20 protein-coding genes and 1 riboswitch are annotated in these 19,153 nt (G+C 73.6%); of the genes, 11 read left to right on the plus strand and 9 right to left on the minus strand.

What is annotated here, in order from left to right; all coding sequences use genetic code 11:
* Positions 1 to 21: 21 nt before the first annotated feature.
* Together BLW85_RS35180 and BLW85_RS35185 are read right to left on the minus strand one after the other, a co-directional pair.
* The gene (locus BLW85_RS35180) at positions 22 to 882 is read right to left on the minus strand and encodes a bifunctional 5,10-methylenetetrahydrofolate dehydrogenase/5,10-methenyltetrahydrofolate cyclohydrolase (RefSeq protein ID WP_074995379.1); all 861 of its coding nucleotides are present in this window, start codon (positions 880 to 882) and stop codon (positions 22 to 24) included.
* 25 nt (positions 883 to 907) lie between these two features.
* Positions 908 to 988: riboswitch (ZMP/ZTP riboswitch) on the minus strand.
* Positions 989 to 1,211: 223 nt separating this feature from the next.
* Positions 1,212 to 1,577: a nuclear transport factor 2 family protein gene (locus BLW85_RS35185; protein WP_074995381.1), complete on the minus strand. Its 366-nt coding sequence runs from the start codon at positions 1,575 to 1,577 to the stop codon at positions 1,212 to 1,214.
* Between the two features lie 172 nt (positions 1,578 to 1,749).
* Between BLW85_RS35185 and BLW85_RS35190 the strand changes: the two genes are divergently transcribed.
* The gene (locus BLW85_RS35190; protein WP_070023338.1) at positions 1,750 to 2,055 is read left to right on the plus strand and encodes a hypothetical protein; all 306 of its coding nucleotides are present in this window, start codon (positions 1,750 to 1,752) and stop codon (positions 2,053 to 2,055) included.
* A gap of 23 nt (positions 2,056 to 2,078) precedes the next feature.
* On the opposite strand, the gene BLW85_RS35195 is transcribed toward BLW85_RS35190, so the two are convergent.
* Complete coding sequence (locus tag BLW85_RS35195; RefSeq protein WP_074995384.1) at positions 2,079 to 2,852, minus strand: acyltransferase domain-containing protein; 774 nt, start codon at positions 2,850 to 2,852, stop codon at positions 2,079 to 2,081.
* Between the two features lie 226 nt (positions 2,853 to 3,078).
* Between BLW85_RS35195 and BLW85_RS35200 the strand changes: the two genes are divergently transcribed.
* The 4 genes from BLW85_RS35200 (at position 3,079) to BLW85_RS35215 (ending at position 6,720) form a co-directional block, all read left to right on the plus strand.
* Positions 3,079 to 4,167, plus strand: a complete 1,089-nt coding sequence (locus tag BLW85_RS35200; RefSeq protein ID WP_070023340.1) for an S-(hydroxymethyl)mycothiol dehydrogenase — start codon at positions 3,079 to 3,081, stop codon at positions 4,165 to 4,167.
* On the plus strand, positions 4,167 to 4,796 hold the full coding sequence (locus BLW85_RS35205; RefSeq protein ID WP_074995386.1) for an MBL fold metallo-hydrolase: 630 nt from the start codon (positions 4,167 to 4,169) through the stop codon (positions 4,794 to 4,796). The genes BLW85_RS35200 and BLW85_RS35205 overlap by 1 nt, the downstream gene beginning before the upstream one ends.
* 145 nt (positions 4,797 to 4,941) lie before the next feature.
* Positions 4,942 to 5,856 (plus strand): SDR family oxidoreductase, encoded by a 915-nt coding sequence (locus BLW85_RS35210; RefSeq protein WP_070023342.1) that lies wholly within the window; start codon positions 4,942 to 4,944, stop codon positions 5,854 to 5,856.
* Between the two features lie 69 nt (positions 5,857 to 5,925).
* A complete protein-coding gene (locus BLW85_RS35215) occupies positions 5,926 to 6,720 on the plus strand; it encodes an SDR family NAD(P)-dependent oxidoreductase (RefSeq protein WP_074995389.1) in 795 nt (264 codons plus the stop codon).
* A gap of 101 nt (positions 6,721 to 6,821) precedes the next feature.
* On the opposite strand, the gene BLW85_RS35220 is transcribed toward BLW85_RS35215, so the two are convergent.
* Positions 6,822 to 7,724, minus strand: coding sequence for a LysR family transcriptional regulator (locus BLW85_RS35220; RefSeq protein ID WP_074995391.1), 903 nt, complete (start codon positions 7,722 to 7,724; stop codon positions 6,822 to 6,824).
* Between the two features lie 70 nt (positions 7,725 to 7,794).
* On the opposite strand from BLW85_RS35220, the gene BLW85_RS35225 reads away from it, so the two are divergent.
* The 3 genes from BLW85_RS35225 to BLW85_RS35235 all read left to right on the plus strand — a co-directional run bounded on the left by BLW85_RS35225 (position 7,795) and on the right by BLW85_RS35235 (position 9,638).
* A complete protein-coding gene (locus BLW85_RS35225; RefSeq protein WP_070023345.1) occupies positions 7,795 to 8,427 on the plus strand; it encodes a maleylpyruvate isomerase family mycothiol-dependent enzyme in 633 nt (210 codons plus the stop codon).
* A gap of 116 nt (positions 8,428 to 8,543) precedes the next feature.
* A complete protein-coding gene (locus BLW85_RS35230; protein ID WP_070023346.1) occupies positions 8,544 to 9,245 on the plus strand; it encodes a L,D-transpeptidase family protein in 702 nt (233 codons plus the stop codon).
* A 207-nt stretch (positions 9,246 to 9,452) separates the two neighbouring features.
* A complete protein-coding gene (locus tag BLW85_RS35235; protein ID WP_070023347.1) occupies positions 9,453 to 9,638 on the plus strand; it encodes a hypothetical protein in 186 nt (61 codons plus the stop codon).
* Between the two features lie 54 nt (positions 9,639 to 9,692).
* Here BLW85_RS35235 and BLW85_RS35240 read toward each other — a convergent pair whose 3' ends face one another.
* Positions 9,693 to 10,523, minus strand: coding sequence for an SAM-dependent methyltransferase (locus tag BLW85_RS35240; RefSeq protein ID WP_070023348.1), 831 nt, complete (start codon positions 10,521 to 10,523; stop codon positions 9,693 to 9,695).
* A 174-nt stretch (positions 10,524 to 10,697) separates the two neighbouring features.
* Between BLW85_RS35240 and BLW85_RS35245 the strand changes: the two genes are divergently transcribed.
* The gene (locus BLW85_RS35245) at positions 10,698 to 11,876 is read left to right on the plus strand and encodes a MalY/PatB family protein (protein ID WP_074995394.1); all 1,179 of its coding nucleotides are present in this window, start codon (positions 10,698 to 10,700) and stop codon (positions 11,874 to 11,876) included.
* A 45-nt stretch (positions 11,877 to 11,921) separates the two neighbouring features.
* The gene (locus BLW85_RS35250; protein WP_070023350.1) at positions 11,922 to 12,311 is read left to right on the plus strand and encodes a PPOX class F420-dependent oxidoreductase; all 390 of its coding nucleotides are present in this window, start codon (positions 11,922 to 11,924) and stop codon (positions 12,309 to 12,311) included.
* A 70-nt stretch (positions 12,312 to 12,381) separates the two neighbouring features.
* Here BLW85_RS35250 and BLW85_RS38960 read toward each other — a convergent pair whose 3' ends face one another.
* From BLW85_RS38960 to BLW85_RS35265, 3 genes are all read right to left on the minus strand, one after another.
* On the minus strand, positions 12,382 to 15,165 hold the full coding sequence (locus BLW85_RS38960; RefSeq protein ID WP_208624936.1) for an alpha/beta hydrolase: 2,784 nt from the start codon (positions 15,163 to 15,165) through the stop codon (positions 12,382 to 12,384).
* A 169-nt stretch (positions 15,166 to 15,334) separates the two neighbouring features.
* Positions 15,335 to 15,751 (minus strand): Zn-ribbon domain-containing OB-fold protein, encoded by a 417-nt coding sequence (locus BLW85_RS35260; protein ID WP_070023352.1) that lies wholly within the window; start codon positions 15,749 to 15,751, stop codon positions 15,335 to 15,337.
* A 167-nt stretch (positions 15,752 to 15,918) separates the two neighbouring features.
* Positions 15,919 to 16,671: a TetR family transcriptional regulator gene (locus BLW85_RS35265; RefSeq protein WP_070023353.1), complete on the minus strand. Its 753-nt coding sequence runs from the start codon at positions 16,669 to 16,671 to the stop codon at positions 15,919 to 15,921.
* Between the two features lie 183 nt (positions 16,672 to 16,854).
* Here BLW85_RS35265 and BLW85_RS35270 point away from each other — a divergent pair, with 183 nt between their 5' ends.
* Positions 16,855 to 17,970 carry a substrate-binding domain-containing protein gene (locus BLW85_RS35270; RefSeq protein WP_074995397.1) on the plus strand — a complete coding sequence of 372 codons (1,116 nt, stop codon included), beginning with the start codon at positions 16,855 to 16,857 and terminating at the stop codon, positions 17,968 to 17,970.
* 43 nt (positions 17,971 to 18,013) lie between these two features.
* Here BLW85_RS35270 and BLW85_RS35275 read toward each other — a convergent pair whose 3' ends face one another.
* Positions 18,014 to 19,087, minus strand: coding sequence for a CaiB/BaiF CoA transferase family protein (locus BLW85_RS35275; RefSeq protein ID WP_425275378.1), 1,074 nt, complete (start codon positions 19,085 to 19,087; stop codon positions 18,014 to 18,016).
* Positions 19,088 to 19,153 lie beyond the last annotated feature (66 nt).

The raw sequence follows: 19,153 nt of genomic DNA on the forward strand, positions 1-19,153 counted from the left end.
GGCGCTCCGAGCCGTCCTTCCTCAGGCCGTCGCGAGGCGGGCGGCGGCCGTCTCCGCGGCCGTGACCGTCTGCTCCAGCAGCGTCGCGATGGTCATCGGACCCACGCCGCCCGGCACCGGGGTGATCAGCGAGGCCCGCTCCACGGCCGAGTCGAAGTCGACGTCGCCGACGTTGCCCGGGTTGTAGCCGGCGTCGATCACGACCGCGCCGGGCTTGATGTCCTGGCCCCGGATCAGCCGCGGCCGGCCGACCGCCGCGACGACGATGTCCGCCTCGCGCACCGCCGCCGACAGATCCCGGGTGCGCGAGTGGCAGTACGTCACCGTCGCGTCCCGCGCCAGCAGCAGCATGCCCACCGGCTTGCCGAGGATCGCGCTGCGGCCCACCACCACGGCCCGCTTCCCGGCGGGGTCGACGCCGTACTCGTCGAGCAGCCGCAGGATGCCGCCCGGCGTGCAGGACACGAAGCCCGGCAGACCGAAGCTCATGGTGGCGAAGGAGGCGAAGGTGACGCCGTCGACGTCCTTCTCCGGCGCGATCGCCTCGAACGCGGCCCGCTCGTCGACGTGTTCGCCCATCGGGTGCTGGAGCAGGATGCCGTGCACCTCCGGGTCCGCCGACAACTCCCGCAGGGTGCGCACCAGTTCATCGGTGGTCGTGGTGGCGGGCAGGGCCACGTGGCGGGAGGCGATGCCGGCCTTGCGGCAGCGGTTCTGCTTCATCCGGACGTAGGTGACGGACGCCGGGTCCTCGCCGACCAGCACGGTGGCGAGACAGGGGACGACGCCGGTGCGCGCCGTGAGTTCCGCGGCCCGGCGCGCGGCGTCCTCCACGATGCGGCGGGCGAGGGCGGTTCCGTCCATGAGACGGGCCTGGGTCATGCGGCACACTCCTGAGCTGGATCGAGTCTTACGCCCAGGCGCGCGGCATCCACCACGGACCGCTCCCCGGTGGTGCTCCACCTCAGCGCCAGTCACGGCCCGCGTACAGACTAACCGAGGCGCTCACGGCCGCCGCCGGCGCCGGGCACGCGCCAGCGGAGCCCGCGGGCGCAGCGTCCTCAGCGCCGACCGCAGCAGGGCCGCGGACACCGGCAGGCTCGCCGCCAAGACCGGCCCCCGCCGCCGGGGCCGCGCCCGTCCCAGGCCCGCGCGGGCCGAGAACGACCAGGTCAGCCGGGTGCTGACCTGGAACCGCGCAAACCGTCTGCCTACTCGTCCCATGCCTGGATCAGGATCTGCCGGGAGATCTTCCCGTCCCGCAGTGTGATCATGGACTCGGCGAGGACCCGGGTGCCGTCCCCGTACTGGCAGGACTCGGTGAACGCGGCCTGATCGCCCTGGACCACGCACTGGTCCAGCTTGTGCGTCATGTCGCGGCCGTAGATGTCGTCCAGCAACGCGGCGATCTCACCGCGGCCGTGCAGGACCCGTGGATGGCTCGGCTGGGTGTTGTGGTCGACGATGCGGACCTCCGCGTCGTCCGCGTACAGGGCCAGCAGGGAGTTCCCGGTGGTTCCCTCGATGCCCCGGCGCAGTGTCTCGGTGTCGAAGGCGGAGCCTGTGGCGCTGCCCATGGTGACCTCCTCAAGGCGCTCGCGGCCCGCCGCGCGGCCGGGCCGAAGGGGCCCCTCTACGAGGCTCCTCCGGCCCGGCCACCTCGGCAAGCGCACGGGGCCGGCTCCGCCTCACGGGTGAGCGGGGGCCACCGCCCGTGTCCGGCCGGGGACCGCCGCCGTTGCTGAGGACATGAAGTCAACACGCCGTATCGTCGCCGCCCTCGGCCTCGCCGCCGGGGTCACCGGCCTGGCCGCCCCCCTCGCCAACGCGGCCGACGCGAGCGCCGCGCACACCGGGCGGCTCAACCCCATGACCGTGCTCGACACGGTCACCGCCGGCGACCTGCCCGCGGAGCAGCAGGCACGGATGCCGAAGGTCTCCGAGCAGCTCAAGTCCCTGAACCAGGTGAGCGAGCTGAACCGCCTCGGCGAACTGCACCAGATCACCGACCTCGTGGCACCGGTGACGGGCCTGCTGCCGGCCGTACAGGCCTGACCCACCGGCCTGGACCGTCCTCGTCAGGCCCGCGTGCTCCCGAGGTGCTCGCCCCGGTCCGCCGCCAGCACCGCCCAGTCCCGCGCCACGGCACGGGCCGAGCCGGCGCTGGTGCCCGGCGGCAGGCAGCCGGGGAGCGCGCGGATGAGGCCGTCCTCCGGGCCCAGCTCCAGCCAGGTACGCACCCCCTCCCGGTGCAGCAGGGCGGCCGCGTCCGCGAACCGGGACGGCGCCACGGGCAGCCAGAACCCCGGATCGGCGGTCTCGGCGGCCACCGGGCGGGCGGTGACGTCGGAGACGAGGGGCAGCCGCGGCGGGCGGGGACGGAGCGTGGCGAGCGTACGGCCGTAGGCGGCGAGGACCTCGCCCGGCGCCCCGTCGCCGCCCGCGCCGTCCAGCAGCCGGGCCAGCGTGCCGACCGCGTGGCAGGCGTCCGGAAGGGAGAAGACCCCGGCGGCGTACGCGGCGGCCATCCGCCCGGCCGCGTGCCCGAACAGCACATCGGGCCGCACCCCCCAGCCGCTCAGCAGCCGGTACTGCGCCACCTGGAGCGCGAAGACCGCGGGGCCCGCGAACGGCACCCGGTCCAGCAGCGCCGACGTCCGGGTGCCGGGGGCCGCGAACATCACGCTCTTCAGCGGCAGTTGCAGATACGGGCCCAGACGCCCGCACACCTCGTCCAGCGTCTTCGCGAACAGAGGGAACGCCGCCGCCAGTTCACGGCCCGTCCCGGGCGGCGGCGGGTCACCGGCCGAGAACAGGAATGCGGTACGTCCCTTGCGGCCATCAGCGAGCATGCCTCCATTGAGGCACGGCCGGGCAAGCGCACACACCAGGCGATTGCCTGCGGCCCGCAAAGAGATTGCCATCACCGTCGGCCGCCGGCCGGGCGCGGCGGGCTCCGTCCGGCGGGTACGGCGGCCCACCGGTGGAAAGATCAACGGTCGACGCCGTGGCCCGTCCCGTCCCTGGTCGGACGCGCGTAGGGTCTGCACCGTAAGCAATCGATGGAAGGAACGGACCATGGCGCAGGAAGTACGCGGCGTGATCGCACCGGGCAAGAACGAGCCCGTACGAGTCGAGACGATCGTGGTGCCGGATCCGGGGCCGGGCGAGGCCGTCGTACGCGTCCAGGCCTGCGGCGTGTGCCACACCGACCTGCACTACAAGCAGGGCGGCATCTCCGACGACTTCCCCTTCCTCCTCGGCCACGAGGCCGCGGGCGTGGTGGAGTCGGTCGGCGACGGCGTCACCGAGGTGGCGCCCGGTGACTTCGTCGTCCTGAACTGGCGCGCGGTGTGCGGCAACTGCCGGGCCTGTCTGCGCGGCCGCCCCTGGTACTGCTTCAACACCCACAACGCCAAGCAGAAGATGACCCTCGCGTCCACCGGGCAGGAGCTGTCCCCGGCCCTGGGCATCGGCGCGTTCGCGGAGAAGACCCTCGTCGCCGCCGGCCAGTGCACCAAGGTCGACCCGTCCGTCTCCCCGGCGGTCGCGGGTCTCCTCGGCTGCGGGGTGATGGCCGGCATCGGCGCCGCCATCAACACGGGCAACGTCGGCCGGGGCGACTCGGTCGCGGTCATCGGCTGCGGCGGCGTCGGCGACGCGGCCATCGCGGGCGCCAACCTGGCCGGCGCGGCGAAGATCATCGCCGTGGACATCGACGACCGCAAGCTGGAGAAGGCCCGCACCCTGGGCGCCACCCACACCGTCAACTCCCGGCAGTCCGACCCGGTGGAGGCGGTCCGCGAGCTGACCGGCGGGTTCGGCGCCGACGTCGTCATCGAGGCGGTCGGCCGCCCGGAGACCTACAAGCAGGCCTTCTACGCCCGCGACCTGGCCGGCACCGTCGTCCTCGTCGGCGTCCCCACCCCGGAGATGAAGCTCGAACTGCCCCTGCTGGACGTCTTCGGCCGCGGCGGCTCCCTCAAGTCCAGCTGGTACGGCGACTGCCTGCCTTCCCGCGACTTCCCGATGCTGATCGACCTGCATCTGCAAGGCCGGCTGCCCCTCGACGCGTTCGTCACCGAGACCATCCGACTGGACGAGGTGGAGAAGGCGTTCGAGCGGATGCACGAGGGCGACGTGCTGCGTTCGGTGGTGGTGCTGTGATGGCCGCCCGCATCGAACGCCTCGTCACCTCCGGCCAGTTCACCCTCGACGGCGGCACCTGGGACGTCGACAACAACGTCTGGATCGTCGGTGACGACGAGGAGGCGATCGTCATCGACGCCGCCCACGACGCCGACGCCATCGCCCGCGCCGTCGGCGACCGCCGGCTCACCGCCATCGTGTGCACCCACGCCCACAACGACCACATCGACGCGGCCCCGGAACTCGCCGACCGCACCGGCGCGGTCATCTGGCTGCACCCGGACGACCTGCCGCTGTGGAAGATGACCCACCCCGACCGCGACCCCGACCGGCTGCTCGTGGACGGGCAGGTCATCGAGGCGGCCGGCGCCGACCTGACCGTGCTGCACACGCCCGGGCACGCGCAGGGCGCGGTCTGCCTCTACGACCCCGGGCTCGGCACCGTCTTCACCGGCGACACCCTCTTCAAGGGCGGCCCCGGCGCCACCGGACGGTCGTACTCCCACTTCCCGACGATCATCGAGTCCATCCGCGAGCGGCTGCTCACCCTGCCGCCCGAGACCAAGGTCCTCACCGGCCACGGCGACTCCACCACGATCGGCGACGAGGCGCCCCACCTGGAGGAATGGATCAAACGCGGGCACTGAGCCCGTGCGGCGGGTTCCCGCGGGCTCCACACTTCGGTGAGCGGTCCGGCCGGCGGGAACCCGCCCGGTGAAACCCGACAGAAGACGTCCGGTTTCTCGGTGACGCTGAGCGACGTCAGCACACACACCGCACGAGAGGCCGGACATGTCGAAACAGCTGGAGGGCAAGGTCGCGCTGGTCGCGGGCGCGACCCGGGGCGCCGGACGGGGCATCGCCGTGGAACTCGGCGCGGCCGGCGCGACCGTCTACGTCACCGGACGCAGCACCCGCGCCCACCGCTCCGAGTACGACCGCCCCGAGACCGTCGAGGACACCGCGGACCTCGTCTCCGCGGCCGGCGGCACCGGCATCGCCGTGGCGGTCGACCACCTCCGGCACGCCGCCGTGCGCGGCCTGGTGGAGCGCATCGCGGACGAACAGGGCCGCCTGGACATCCTCGTCAACGACATCTGGGGCGGCGAGAAGCTCTTCGAGTGGGACACCCCGGTGTGGGAGCACGACCTCGACAACGGCCTGAAACTCCTCCGGCTCGCGGTCGAGACGCACGCCGTCACCAGCCACTTCGCGCTGCCGCTGCTGCTGCGCCGGCCCGGCGGCCTGGTCGTGGAGGTCACCGACGGCACCGCCGACTACAACCGGGACACCTACCGGGTGAACCTCTTCTACGACCTCGCCAAGGCCTCCGTCCTGCGCATGGCCTTCGCCCTCGGGCACGAACTGGGTCCGCGCGGTGCCACGGCCGTCGCCCTCACCCCCGGCTGGATGCGCTCGGAGCTGATGCTGGACCAGTTCGGCGTCCGCGAGGACAACTGGCGCGACGCCCTCGCCCGCGAACCGCACTTCGCCATCTCCGAGACCCCGCGCTTCACCGGCCGGGCCGTCGCCGCCCTGGCCGCCGACCCCGACGTGGCCCGCTTCAACGGCCGGTCACTCTCCAGCGGCGGCCTCGCCCGGGAGTACGGCTTCACCGACCTCGACGGCAGCCGCCCCGACGCCTGGCGGTATCTGACGGAGGTCCAGGACGCGGGCCGGCCGGCGGACACGACGGGCTACCGGTGAACGGGCAGCCGGAATCCTCGCCGGGTCGGGGACGGTGAAAGACCGGCGGTACGGCCGTACCGTCGGTCCATGAGCGATCAGACCCGCTTTACGGGACACGGAGTTCTCGTCACCGGGGCGGCGCGCGGCATCGGCGCCGCCGTCGCCCGGCGGCTCGCCGAGGAGGGCGGCGGCGTCCTGGTCACCGACCGGGACCTGCCCGAGGCCGAGCGGACCGCCGCCGCGCTGCGACAAGAGGGGCTGACGGCCGAGGCGTTCGCGTGCGACGTGGCCGACCGCGCCGCCGTGGAGGCGGCCGTGGCCCGTGCCGTCGACGCCTTCGGCTCCCTGGACGTGCTGGTCAACTGCGCCGCCCACTGCTCCCCGGACGCCCCGCTCTTCGAGGACGGCTCGGACGAGGCATGGGCGCGCGACCTCGACGTCACCCTGACCGGCGCCTACCGCTGCTGCCGCGCGGCCCTGCCCCACCTGGCCGCGTCCGGACGCGGCGCCATCGTGAGCATCGGCTCCGTCAACGGCCTCCAGGACTTCGGCAACCAGGCGTACAGCGCCGCCAAGGCCGGTCTCGGCTCCCTCACCCGCACCCTCGCCGGGCAGGTGGCGGCCCGGGGCGTCCGGATGAACCTGGTGGCACCGGGCACGGTGCGCACCTCGGCCTGGGAGGGACGCGACGACGACGTGGCGGCCGTCCGCGGGCTGTATCCGCTGGGCAGGGTCGGCGAGCCGGAGGACATCGCCGCCGCGGTCGCCTTCCTCGCCTCCCGCGACGCCGCCTGGATCACGGGCACCACCCTGGTGGTCGACGGCGGCCTCACCGCGGTGCACACCGGCTTCCACCAGGCGCTGCGGCATCCGCGCGGCTGACCGCCGGGGCCGGTCGGGTGGTCGCGGCGCCGGCCACCGGATCGCCTCCCCGGGCGTTTCACCGGCCGCCCCCGCTGTCCCTCCGGCTCCGGGGGCGGCCGTCACCGCTCGGCGCGCATCCCCTGCCGCAGCCGGCGCAGCAGCTCCCGCGCGGCGGGGCTCAGCGGGTCCGGGGTGCGCCAGGCGAGGGCCACCCGGCCGCGGGCGCGCGGGTCCGCGAGGGCGAGGGTGCGCAAGCCGGGGCGGGGGCCGCGGCCGGGCAGGACGGCGACGCCGAGACCACGCGCGGCGAGGCGCGCCAGCGCGTCCGGGGTCGCCGCCTCGAAGGCGATGTGCGGCCGGAACCCGGCCCCGGCGCACAGCCGGTCCAGGACGGTCCGCATCCCGGTCCCGTGCGGCAGCCCGATCAGCCGGTGTCCGTCCAGCGCGGCCGGCGCGACGGCCCGTGCCCCCGGGTGCCCGGTCATCAGGGGGTGGTCGGGGACGGCCGCAACGACCAGCGGCTCGTCGATGACCACCTCCCACGCGATGCCCGGCGGCGGGTCCTGTCCCGCCACCCCGGCCACCGCGAGGTCCAGCGCGCCGCCGCGCAGCGCGGCCAGCATCCGGTCCGAGACGTCCTCGGTGAGGGTGACCTCCACCCCGGGATGTGCCCGGTGGAAGGCGGCCAGCAGTCCGGCCAGGTCGAAGGCGTGGGCGAGGGTGCCGGGCACGAGGCCGATCGCGACCCGCCCGCGCAGCAGGCCCGTGTACTCCTCGGCGGTCTGCCGCACCCCCTCGACCGCCGCGAGCGCGGCCCGCGCGTACGGCAGCACGGCCTCCCCGACCTCCGTCGGCCGCACCGCCCGCCCGGAGCGGTCCAGCAGCGGCTGCCCCAACTCCCGCTCCAGCTGCCGTATCTGCGCGCTGAGCCCCGGCTGCGCCAGCCGCAGCCGCTCTGCGGCCCGGGTGAAACCGCCCTCCTCCACCACCGCCACGAAGTACCGCAGCTGCCTCAACTCCATAACCGTTCATGCTAGTTCGGAGACGGATCATGTCTTGGACTTCTCGCGGCGGCCCGCCGATGCTGGAGACATGGGGAAAGCAGCCGCCGACATCGCCACGCTCATCGCCGCCGAACGTCGTGAACTGGCCAATTTTTTCGAGGGGTTCAGTCCCGCGCAGTGGGAGGCGCCCAGTCTCTGCGCGGGCTGGCGGGTACGGGAGGTGGTCGCGCACATGTCGACGGGATTCCGCCACCCGACGGCGAAGGTGCTGCTGGAACTGGTCAGGGCGCGCGGCAGTCTGCACCGTACGACCGACCGGCTCGCCCGGCGGGACGCGGCCGCGTACCCGGACCGCGAACTCGCCGGTTTCCTGCGCGCCCACGCCCACCACCCCTGGACGCCCCCGGTCGGCGGCCGTGCCGCGGCCCTCGGCCACGACGTCGTCCACGGGCTGGACGTCACCGTCGCCCTCGGCCTGGACCGGCGCGTCCCCGAGGACCGGCTGCGCATCGTCCTCGCCGCCGTCGATCCACGGGCCTTCCGGTTCTTCGGCACCGACCTCACCGGGGTCCGGCTGTGCGCCGACGACCTCGACTGGTCCTTCGGCACCGGTGCGCCCCTGCACGGCGCGGCCCAGGACCTGCTGCTCGTCGCCTACGGCCGCAGGCTCCCCGGCGGCCGGCTGCGGGGTGAGGAAGTTCACCGTTTCGTCACAGCGTGACCGGAAGCACAACCCCACGATTTCCCCCGGGGTCTACTTGTCCGAGATCGTGGGAATCGCACAGAAACACCCGGGGGATGTCCCTGGGCGAACTGGGGAGAAGGTGAAGATCCCTCATGGGGGACATACGTAGACGAGCCGTTGTCGCGCTGGGCGTCACGGGCCTGGTGGCGCCGCTCACACTGGCTCTCACCGCGGCCCCGGCCCAGGCCGCGAGTTACTGCACCACCGCGACGGGCCCGCACCAGAAGCAGGTGGAGAAGTTCCTCGGCCGCCCGGTCGACGGCCGGCAGTCCGCCGCCGACTGCAAGGCCATCCGCGCCTTCCAGGCCAAGAACGGCATCACGCCCACCATCGGTTACGCCGGGAACGTCACCTGGGGTGTGATGGACCTCATCACCAAGCAGCGTGCCGTGGGCAAGAACCCCAACAAGAGCGGCGCGTGCCCGGTGAACAAGGGCCGGATCGCGTGCGTGGACCTGACCCACCAGCTCAGCTGGATCCAGGACGGCAAGAAGCTCGTCTACGGTCCGGTGCCCGTGCGCACCGGCCGCAAGGGGTACGTCACCCGCACCGGCCTGAAGAAGATCTACTGGCGTGACATCGACCACGTCTCGTCGCTGTACAACGGTGTGCCCATGCCGTACAGCCAGTTCTTCGACGGCGGCCAGGCCTTCCACTCGGTGGGCCTGAGCATGTGGAACCCGCCGGGCTCGCACGGCTGCGTCAACATGACCGGCAAGGACGCCAAGAAGTACTGGTCGCTGCTGCACAACGGCGACGACGTCTTCGTCTACGGCCGCAAGCCCGGCACCTGAGCCGTCGTGCTCGCCCGGGGCGCACTCGAACGGCCGAGCGGCGCTGTGGCGTCGCTCACCCTCCCCGGCCACCGCTGCTCGCGGTCGCCGGGTGAGGGGCGGGTGTGAACTCCCGTACGCGCCTTGACACTCGACGTGATGAGCAACACGGTCCGAAATGTCCGTATCAGGGGTACTTACTCACAGCGCCTTCACGGCGAGCGGCATATGCTTCACAACATGTCCACCACTGTTGAAGCCGCCTCCGAGCGATCGGCCGCGGAGGTCAACGAGGAGATCCGGGCCCTGTGGCGCCGGTCGGGCGGGACGCTGACCACCGAGCAGCGCAAGGAGTACCAGCGCCTCGTGATGGAATGGGCCGCCGCGGCCCCACGGCCGCGCCGGTCCGTCTGACCTCACGGCGCGCACCCGCGCCACCCGACGGGTGTCGCGGGTCACCCGACCGTCTCAGCCCTTGCGGGCCACCCCGCCGAACATGGCGACCTCCTCCGGCTCCGCCCCGTGAGCGTGCTCCGGGCGCCAGCGCGAGCAGGAGACCACGCCGGGCTCCAGCAGCTCCAGGCCGTCGAAGAACCGCGTGACGTCCTGAGGGGTGCGCTGGGTCAACTTCGGCGTGCCGTGCTCGTTCCAGAACTTGACCGCCTCGTCCACATCCGGCATCGAGGGATGCGTGACGGTGTGCGACAGCACGAGATGGCTGCCCTCGGGCAGCCGCTCCATCAACCGCCGCACCAGCCCGTACGCCTCCTCGTCGTCGCCGATGAAGATGACCACGCCGAGCAGCATCAGCGCCACCGGCCGGCTGAAGTCCAGGGTCTTCGAGGCGTGTTCGAGGATCGCGTCCACATTGCGCAGATCCTCGTCCAGGTAGTCGGTACGTCCCTCGGGCGTGCTGGTCAGCAGGGCCCGCGCGTGCGCCAGCACCAGCGGGTCGTTGTCGACGTACACGATCCGGGACTCCGGCGCGATCCGCTGCGCGACCTCGTGCGTGTTGTCGGCGGTGGGCAGCCCGGTGCCGACGTCCAGGAACTGGCGGATGCCCACGTCGCCGACCAGGTGCCGCACCGCCCGGCCCAGGAACAGCCGGTCGGCACGCGCGTACTCCCCGATGCCCGGATGCAGTTGGCGGATCTGGTCACCGGCCGCGCGGTCGACCTCGTAGTTGTCCTTGCCGCCGAGCCAGTAGTTCCAGATCCGCGCCGTGTGCGGCTGGCCGGTGTTGATGCGGGCGCGCAGCGACACCGCCACGTCATTGGTGGCTGCGGGGTTGTCGGTCACGTGCGTCAGCTCCTGGGTGCCTGGAGGAGGGATAGATCCTTCAATACGCAATCTAATCCCATGACTTGATCTTTGCCGCCGCTCCATCGAATCCGGGGCCGGTCGTCGTCCCCGGCACCGGCGGCCCCTCCGCCCCGTTCCCGCTCACCGCACGCCCCCCTTATCTTGTGCCCCATGACCAGCTCCCCGCACGACACCGCCGGAGAACCGAACCCGCTGCGCGCCCTCGGCCTGGAGCGGCTGCGCCGTCGTACGAGCATGAAGTGGCGCACCTACCCCGAGGACGTGCTCCCGCTGTGGGTGGCCGAGATGGACGTCCCGCTCGCCCCGCCCGTCGTCCGGGCGCTCACCGACGCGCTCGCCCTCGGCGACACCGGGTACCCGGCCGGCACCGCCTACGCCGAGGCCCTGGCCGGCTTCGCCGCCCGGCGCTGGGGCTGGGACGGGATCGCCGTGGAGCGCACGGCGATCGTTCCCGATGTGATGCTCGGCGTGGTCGAGATGCTCAGGCTGGTCACCGGGCCGGGCGATCCGGTGATCGTCAACCCGCCGGTGTACCCGCCGTTCTTCCTGTTCGCGACCCATATGGACCGGCGGGTGGTGGAGGTCCCGCTCGGTGCGGACCTGCGGCTCGACCTGGCCGCGCTGGAGGAGGCGTTCGCACGGGCCACGGCGGGCGGCGGCCGCGCCGCGTACCTGCTGTGCAGCCCGCACAACCCCACCGGCACGGTGCACACCGCCGCCGAACTCGCGGCCGTCGCCGAACTCGCCGAACGCCACGGCGTACGGGTCGTCGCGGACGAGATCCACGCCCCGCTCGTCGCCCCCGGCGTCACCTTCGTGCCCTACCTCGGCGTACCCGGCGCCGACCGGGGCCTGTCCCTGATGTCGGCCTCCAAGGGCTGGAACCTCCCCGGCCTCAAGGCCGCCCTCGCCCTGGCCGGCCCCGGCGCCGCCGCCGAACTGGCCCGCATGCCCGAGGAGGTGGGCCACGGTGCCAGCCATCTCGGCATCATCGCCCACACCACCGCCCTGCGCGAGGCCACCGACTGGCTCGACGCCCTCCTCGCCGGGATCAGCGACAACCGGCGCCTGCTCGCCGACCTGCTGGCCGAGCACCTGCCGGACATCCGCGTCCATCCCGCCGAGGCCACCTATCTGGCCTGGCTCGACTGCCGCGCGCTCGGCCTCGGCGACGACCCGGCCCAGATCTTCCTGGACCGCGGCCGGATCGCCCTCACCGCCGGCCCGCCGTTCGGCACCGGCGGCGCGGGCCACGTCCGCCTCAACCTCGCGACCTCGCCCGAGATCCTCACCGAGGCGGTACGGCGGATGGCGGCCGCGGTGAAGTGACCCACCTGCGGCGGGCCCCGTCCGGCGCGGCCTAGACTCCCCGCCATGGACGACGACGCGCTGCCGGCCCGACTCGGTGCCGGCAAGTACCTGCTGCTCACCAGCTACCGCGGGAACGGCACCCCGGTCGCCACCCCGGTGTGGGTGGTGCGCGACGGGGACGGGCTCGGCGTCTGGACGGCCGCCGACAGTCACAAGGTCAAGCGGATCCGGCGCCGCGCCGACGTCCTGGTCGGCCCCTGCGACCTGCGCGGCAATCCCACCGGCGACCAGGTGGCGGCCACCGCCGAGATCACCGACCCGGCCACCACCGCCCGCTACCGCGCCCTGATCGCCCGCAAGTACGGCCTCGTCGGCCGTCTCATCCTGCTGGGCAGCCGCCTGCGCCGCGGTTCGGACGGCACGGTCGGCATTCGAGTGACCTTCGGGGACTGACCGTCCGCCCGCCGGGCAGCGCGCCCGAACGCGAATTCGGCGTCCTGCCCGGCGGGGTGACGGTTCCGTACTACGGCCGGAGGCCGGCGGGTCCGTCCAGGACCGTGCCGGAGAAGGACAGGCCGTCGGGCAGCGGCTCGCTGGTCATGTCGTCGAGCCGGCGGAAGGTCACCGACTCCGCGGGTTCCGCGACCTTGTCCTTGACGGTGGGCAGGGTGATGTCCGTGCTGGTCCGGCCCGGCGGGACGTCCACCCAGAGGTAGAGGCCGTTCACCTTGGACAGCGGGCGCTCCGGGTCGGGGGACTGGCCGGTGGTGTCGCGCAGCCAGGCGGCCGAGACGTCCTTGGTGGAAAGTTCGGCGCCGGAGGCGGGCCGGACGACGCCGAAGACGGCGCCCATGTCCACGTCGACCGGCTCGGACAGGGAGAGCCGCCACCGCAGCGGCTGGCCCTCCGTGACCCGGTCGGCGAGCGGGGTCACGGTCATGGTGGGGGCGGGATCGTCGTCGTGCACGGTGATCCCGCCCTGGTAGGAGCCGACGACGGCGCCGCGCACCGCCTTGACCAGGACGTCGTACGACCGGTCCGGGCCGTAGCGGGTGTCGCCCTTCACCTCGACCGGCACGTCGATGTCATGGCCGCCCGGGTGCACGGTGACCAGTTGGTCCTTGGCCTGACCGGTGGCCGGGTCCAGGACGTAGACGCGGACCTGACCGCTGCCGTGGCCCGACACCCGCACCGGGACGTGATAGGTGCGCACGCCCGAGTCGCCCTCGTCGACCGTCTCACGGCCGAGGTCCACGCGGGGCAGGGCCGCCGCGCGGGCCTCGGGCGTCCCCGGGCGCCAGCCCCAGGCGTCCATCAGCCAGGCCCGGCCGGACGGCGAACGCGAGGTCAGCTCCATGGACTTGACGGCCCCGAGGTCGAGGCCCGCGCGGGTGGCCGCCGTCAGCGGTACGCGGATCTCGCGGGCCCAGTAGGAGGCGGTCCGCTCGCTGCCGGGCAGTCCGTCGGCGCGGACCCGGCCCAGCGTCGCCCGGTGGCCGCTGGTGTCGGTGAGGGTCACGTCCAGTCGCGTGCCACGGGAGTTGGGCGGCACGAACAGCCGCAGCGCCAGCTCCTTGGCGCCGGACAGCGACAGCGTCCGGCCGGGCGCCAGCCGGGTGCGGGCGCCCTCGTGCGTCCAGCGCAGCGCGACCGCGCGCCGGCCGGTCTCCCGGCCGGTGACCCACTGCGCGAAGTGTGGCGAGTACCCCTTGGCGTCCTCGCCCAGACAGGCCTTGGCCGGGTTCGGGTCGACGGCGTCGCACAGCCGGCCACCGGTCACCGACACCTTGCCGTCCGGCAGCAACCCGCCGCCGCGGCGGGCCCCCACGGCGTGGCTGAGGACCCGCGCCGGGTCGGCGGACGGCGCCCGCTTGCCGGAGCCGTCCAGCAGCGGCCGCACCCGGTCGTCCCCGGCCAGGAACAGCCGCGCGGCGGCCGCGATGTACGTGGCTCCGGCCCGGTGCTGCTGGTCGGCGGTGAGCCGGGTCGCGGCGTGCGCGCCGCACACCGGGTCGGGCCGGTCCGGATCGTCGTAGAAGTCGTCCTCGGAGGGCGCCGCGGAGGTGCCCGGGGTCCACTCGGAGTTGAAGAAGTTGTGGTCGGCGCCGACGACGTACACGGCACTGTGCAGCGCGGTTCCGGTGCTGACCGCGCGCGTCCCGTCGACGTACACCTCGCCCTGGAGATCGGAGACGTCGCCGTCGCAGCCGGGCAGGACCGTCACCGAGGGCACGTCGGGCACGGGGTTCTGGCCGAAGACGGTGGGGCCGATGAGCACCGTGCCGCGGATGGTCCAGTCCACCGGGCCGTGGTAGCCGTCCTGGTCGGCGGGCGGCGGGTAAAGGCTGTCCAGGGCCGCCCGGTTGACGCCCTCGCCGCCCCGGGAGTGCCCGACGAGGAGTACGCGGGACAGGTCGGCGCGGGGCGCGTCACGGACGATCGCCGGTGCCGACGCGGGATGCCTGGCCCACTGCGCCCACTGGCCCAGATGGAGCCGGATGAGGGAGGAGCGGGCCTGGGCGCCGCCGTCCTCGGCCGACTCGTCGTCCTGGCCGTTGATGCCGTTGGCCGCGATCGACACCGTCATATAGCCCTGCGAGGCCAGGAGTCGCTGGTCGCGCAGATAGCCGCGGTGGCTCGGCACCGGCTGGTGGCCGGACTTGCAGGGCCAGTCGGCGGATATCTCGTCGCCCCGGTAGCAGGTGTAGTGCCGGCCGTGCAGGAAGAGCGCGAGCGGCCGCTCGCCCCGGGCGCCGACGGGGGCGACGACCACCGCGCGCATCTCCACCGGTGCCTTGAAGCCGGGCAGCCGGACCGGCTTCAGGCTGTACTCGCCGGTCCTGGTGCGGTACGTGCCCGGCTTGCCCGGGTCCACGCCGTTCGCGGGCAGCTTCGGCGGTGGCGTGACCGTCGGTGAGGAGGCCGCCCCGGTCGCCCGGACGTCCAACCGGTGCCCGCCGGACCAGACTTCGAGTGAGCGCAGCTCGGCCGGCCGCCGTCCGTCCAGCGGCAGCCGGAAGGTGCGACCGTCGGCGCTGGGCTCAGGCACCCCCAACAGCCGGTTCCCCGACCGGAATTCCACCCGCGCGTCACCCATCGGCACCGGCCGGCCTGCCTGCCACTCCAGCCGGGGCGCCGGGCCCCCGCCGGTCAGCCGCCAGCCCGGTGGCAGCGCCTCGCCGCCCACGGAGGCCGACGGCCCCGCGACCGACGGCGGTTGACTGCGGGCGGCGGCCACCCCTGGAGACGCTCCCGCCACCGCGCATAACGCGGCGGCGGTGACCCATATGCGCCGGGCACGGACCACTGTTCCTCCTCGACCCCAGACCTCGGGCGCCCCGGCCGTCCCGGGAGCCCCTCGTTCCCGGAGGACGGAACGCGGTGGCTGTGGGTTGCCTGTGAAAGAGCGGCAACGGATCACAGGTGCGGCTGAGGTACGGGCCGATCGGGGGAGGGGAGGCAGGGGTGCGCGGCCGTCAGGTCCAGGCCCGGTACGGCTCGTCCAGCAGCTGGAAGACCGGCTCGCCGCGTACCGGGTCCTTGGCGGTGGACAGCCGGACCCGGTCGCCGCTGTGGATGCCGACCGGCGGACCCATCACCCGGCCCCGCACGACGAACCCCTCGGCCATCTCGATCAGCGACACATTGCGCGCCGCGGGGGTGTTGCGGTGCACGACGGTGGAGTGGCGGACGGTGCCGACGCCCTCGCTGCGCTCGGTGCGCAGCTCGCTGCCCCGGCACACCGGACACAGCAGCCGGTGGAACATCGCGGTGCCGCACCAGGTGCAGCGTTGGAAGAGGAGGGCGTCCTTGGGGGCTGCGGCGACGGGATCGAGAACACCCGCCGCGGAGCCGGCCACCACGGACGGGGCGCTCGCTGAGTGGTGGAACATCCTGGTCAACTCCCTGCGCTCGGCCGGAATCCCGCGTGCAGGTCCCGTTGCACGCGTGTGCCGGCGGCCCGGCCGCCGTGCACGCCCGCTAGCGTATGGCACTCAGTGTCACTCGTAAAGGCACTCGGTACCCCGAAAGGAGAATCGCGGATCCGCCCGCGCGGCCGTCAGGTGCGGTCCAGCACCGCCTCCAGTTCCTGCACCACCCGCCACAGCGGGGCGTCGCGGCGGGTGACGAGGACCAGCACGTCGTCGGCCGGGGAGGCGGTCCGCCCGTCGTTCGACGGGGTGACGCGCGCGGCGGGTCCGGCCGGCCCCGTGTCCCGTGGGCGCGCGAACTCCCGCTGCACGTACCCCAGCGCGTGGTCCACGGCCGCGCCCGCGTCGCCCTGTCCGTCCGACCGCAGCCAGGAGCGCAGCGCGTTGTTGTGCGCGGCGACCACCGCGGCCGCGATCACATCGGCCCGCAGCGTCCCGTCCGGGCGCCCGGCGAACCGGCCGCGCAGATACCGGGCCAGCGCGCGCTCGTAGCGCCAGACCACCGACAGCTCGTACGCCCGCAGGCCCGGCACCTTCCGGGTGAGCCGGTAGCGCTGCACGGAGAAGGCCGGGTTCTCCGCGTACATCCGGAGCACCAGCCGGGCCGCGTCGCACGCCCGGCGCACCGGCTCGTGCTCCGGGCCGCTCGCGGCGAGGAAGGCGGTCATGTCGGCCAGGCAGCGCTCGTGGTCGGGGAAGACCACGTCCTCCTTGGAGGGGAAGTACCGGAAGAAGGAACGCCGGCCGACCCCGGCCAGGGCGACGATGTCGTCCACCGTGGTCTGCTCGTAGCCGCGTTCCAGGAAGAGCCGGAAGGCCGCCGCGACCAAGGCGTCCCGCATCGGCGGTTTGGCGTCGGGCGCCGTGCTGCTGGAGCTCATGGCGGGAACGTAGCATTCGGGCCGGAATTTTTGGCACTCAGTGCAGTCACTGTGAAGAAACGAGGGAACTGAGTGCTGCCCGCGCTGTGCGTCCGAACACCGGAGCGATCGAATTGATTGCACTCGATCGATACGGCAGTGGGCGTAGAGTGAGCGCTTCGGATCTTCGCCCAGGGGGAGCCCATGCGACCGCACGTCGACCAGCGCCACGAGCGGGTGCTCGAACTCGTCCGTGAGCGCGGCAGCCTCCGCGTGGCCGAACTGGCGGCGGAACTCGGCGTCTCCGCCGTCACCTTGCGGCGCGACGTCGAGACCCTGGCCGCCGGAGGCCGGCTGCGGCGGCTGCACGGCGCGGTGGTCTGGCCGGGCGATCACGCCGACGGCACCGCCCCGGCCTCCCGCGGCCGGCCGACCGAGCGGGCCGAGGGCGCGGTGATCGGCATGATCGTGCCGACCACCGTCTCCATCTTCACCGACATCGTCGCCGGCGCCCGCGAGGCCGTCGCCGCCCACGGCGGCCGCCTGGTGCTCGGGGTGTCCGGCTACGTCGACACCGAGGACTCGGTCCAGGCGGAACACCTGATCGCGGGCGGCGCCCAGGGGCTGCTGGTGGCGCCCAGCTGGTTCGGCGGCGTCCCCGCGGACGGGCAGGAGAAGTGGCTCACCGAGTGCGGAGTGCCCGTCGTCCTGGTCGAGCGCTCCGCCCCGCCCGGCAACCCCGCGGCCGACCTCGACCGGGTGCGCACCGACCGCGCCCACGGCGCCGCCGTCGCCGTCGGCCACTTCGCCGGCCTGGGCCACCGCCGGATCACCGCCGTTCTCCAGGAAGGCCCGCACGCCGCGCAGATCAGCGCCGGGTTCCAGGCCGCCGTCCGCGCCCGCGGCCTGGAGGTCCACCAGGGCGCCCCGACCGTGCGCGCGCACGGCGACTACGACACCAGCGTGGACTACCTGGTCGAGGCGGTCCGCGCCCACGGGGTCAGCGCCGCCCTGGTGCACAGCGACGAGGACGCCATCGTGCTCGTGCCCCGCCTCCAGGCGCACGGCGTGCGCGTGCCCGACGACCTCGCCCTCATCACCTACGACGACCAGGTCGCCGCGCTCGCCGACGTGCCGCTCACCGCCGTCGCCCCGCCCAAGCGCTCGGTCGGCGAACACGCCACCGGCATCCTGCTGCGCCGCATCGCCGAGCGCGCCGGCCGGCAGCTCCCGGGCCCGCGCCAACACCTCGACCTGCTGCCGGAGTTGCGCGTCCGCGCCTCCTGCGGTGCCCGGAGCGCGGCCGCCGACGCGTCCTGAGCGGCGGCACCGGACCGGTCCGTGTCCACGTGTCCGCGGGCGCTCAGGAGTCCAGCCAGTCGGTGATCTCGCCGGTGTGCTCGCCGAGACGGGGCGGCCGGCGGTCGTAACGGGCCGGGGTGCCGGACAGGTTGATCGGATTGGCGACGAGGTCCAGGGCGTCGCCGTCGCCGCCGGCCACCGGCACCCGGGGCGACAGACCGAGCCGCTCGGCGAGCGCGAACGCCTGGCCGAGGTCGTTGACCGGGCCGCAGGGGACACCGAGCGGAGTGAGGTGCCCGAACCATTCCTCCGCCGTGCGGGCCGTCAGCAACTCGCCGAGAATGCCGGCCAGTTCGCCCACATGGGCCACCCGGTCGGCGTTGCCGGCGAAGCGCGGGTCGCTGGCCAGCTCCGGCACGCCGAGGCCGCGGCAGAGCGCCGCGAACTGGCGGTCGTTGCCGACGGCGATCACCAGCGGCTGGTCCTTGGCCCGGAACACCTCGTACGGCGCGATGGACGGGTGCCGGTTGCCCAGGATGCCCGGCACCCGGCCGGCCAGGGTGTACCCGGCGGACTGGTTGACCAGGCTCGACAGCAGGGTGGAGAGCAGATCGACCTCGATGCGCTGCCCCTCGCCGGTCGCGTCCCGGTGCCGCAGCGCGGCCAGCACACCGACCGCCGCGTGCAGCCCGGTGAGCACGTCCACCAGCGCCACTCCGGTCTTCACCGGCTCCCCGGGCGCCGGCCCGGTGACGCTCATCAGTCCGCCCACGGCCTGGATCAGCAGGTCGTACCCGGGCAGCGCGGCCCCCGGCCCGGAGCCGAAGCCGGTGATCGAGCAGTAGACGATCCCGGGGTTCTGGGCCCGCACGTCCGCGTAGCCGAGCCCGTACTTCCCCAGCGTCCCCGGCCGGAAGTTCTCGAACAGCACATCGGCGCGGCGCGCCAGTTCACCGGCGCGCCGCCGGTCGTCCGCGTCGCGCAGATCGAGCGCCACGGAGCGCTTGTTGCGGTTGACGGAGAGGAAGTAGGTGGCCTCGCCGTGCGCGTACGGAGGACCCCAGACGCGGGTGTCGTCGCCGCCCTCGGGATGCTCGACCTTGATGACGTCCGCGCCCAGGTCGGCCAGGAGCATGGTGGCGTACGGCGCGGCCAGCACGCGCCCGAAGTCGGCGACGAGGACGCCGCTCAACGGCAGCGG

It is taken from the genome of Streptomyces misionensis (assembly GCF_900104815.1).
GTDB classification, from domain to species: Bacteria; Actinomycetota; Actinomycetes; order Streptomycetales; family Streptomycetaceae; genus Streptomyces; species Streptomyces misionensis.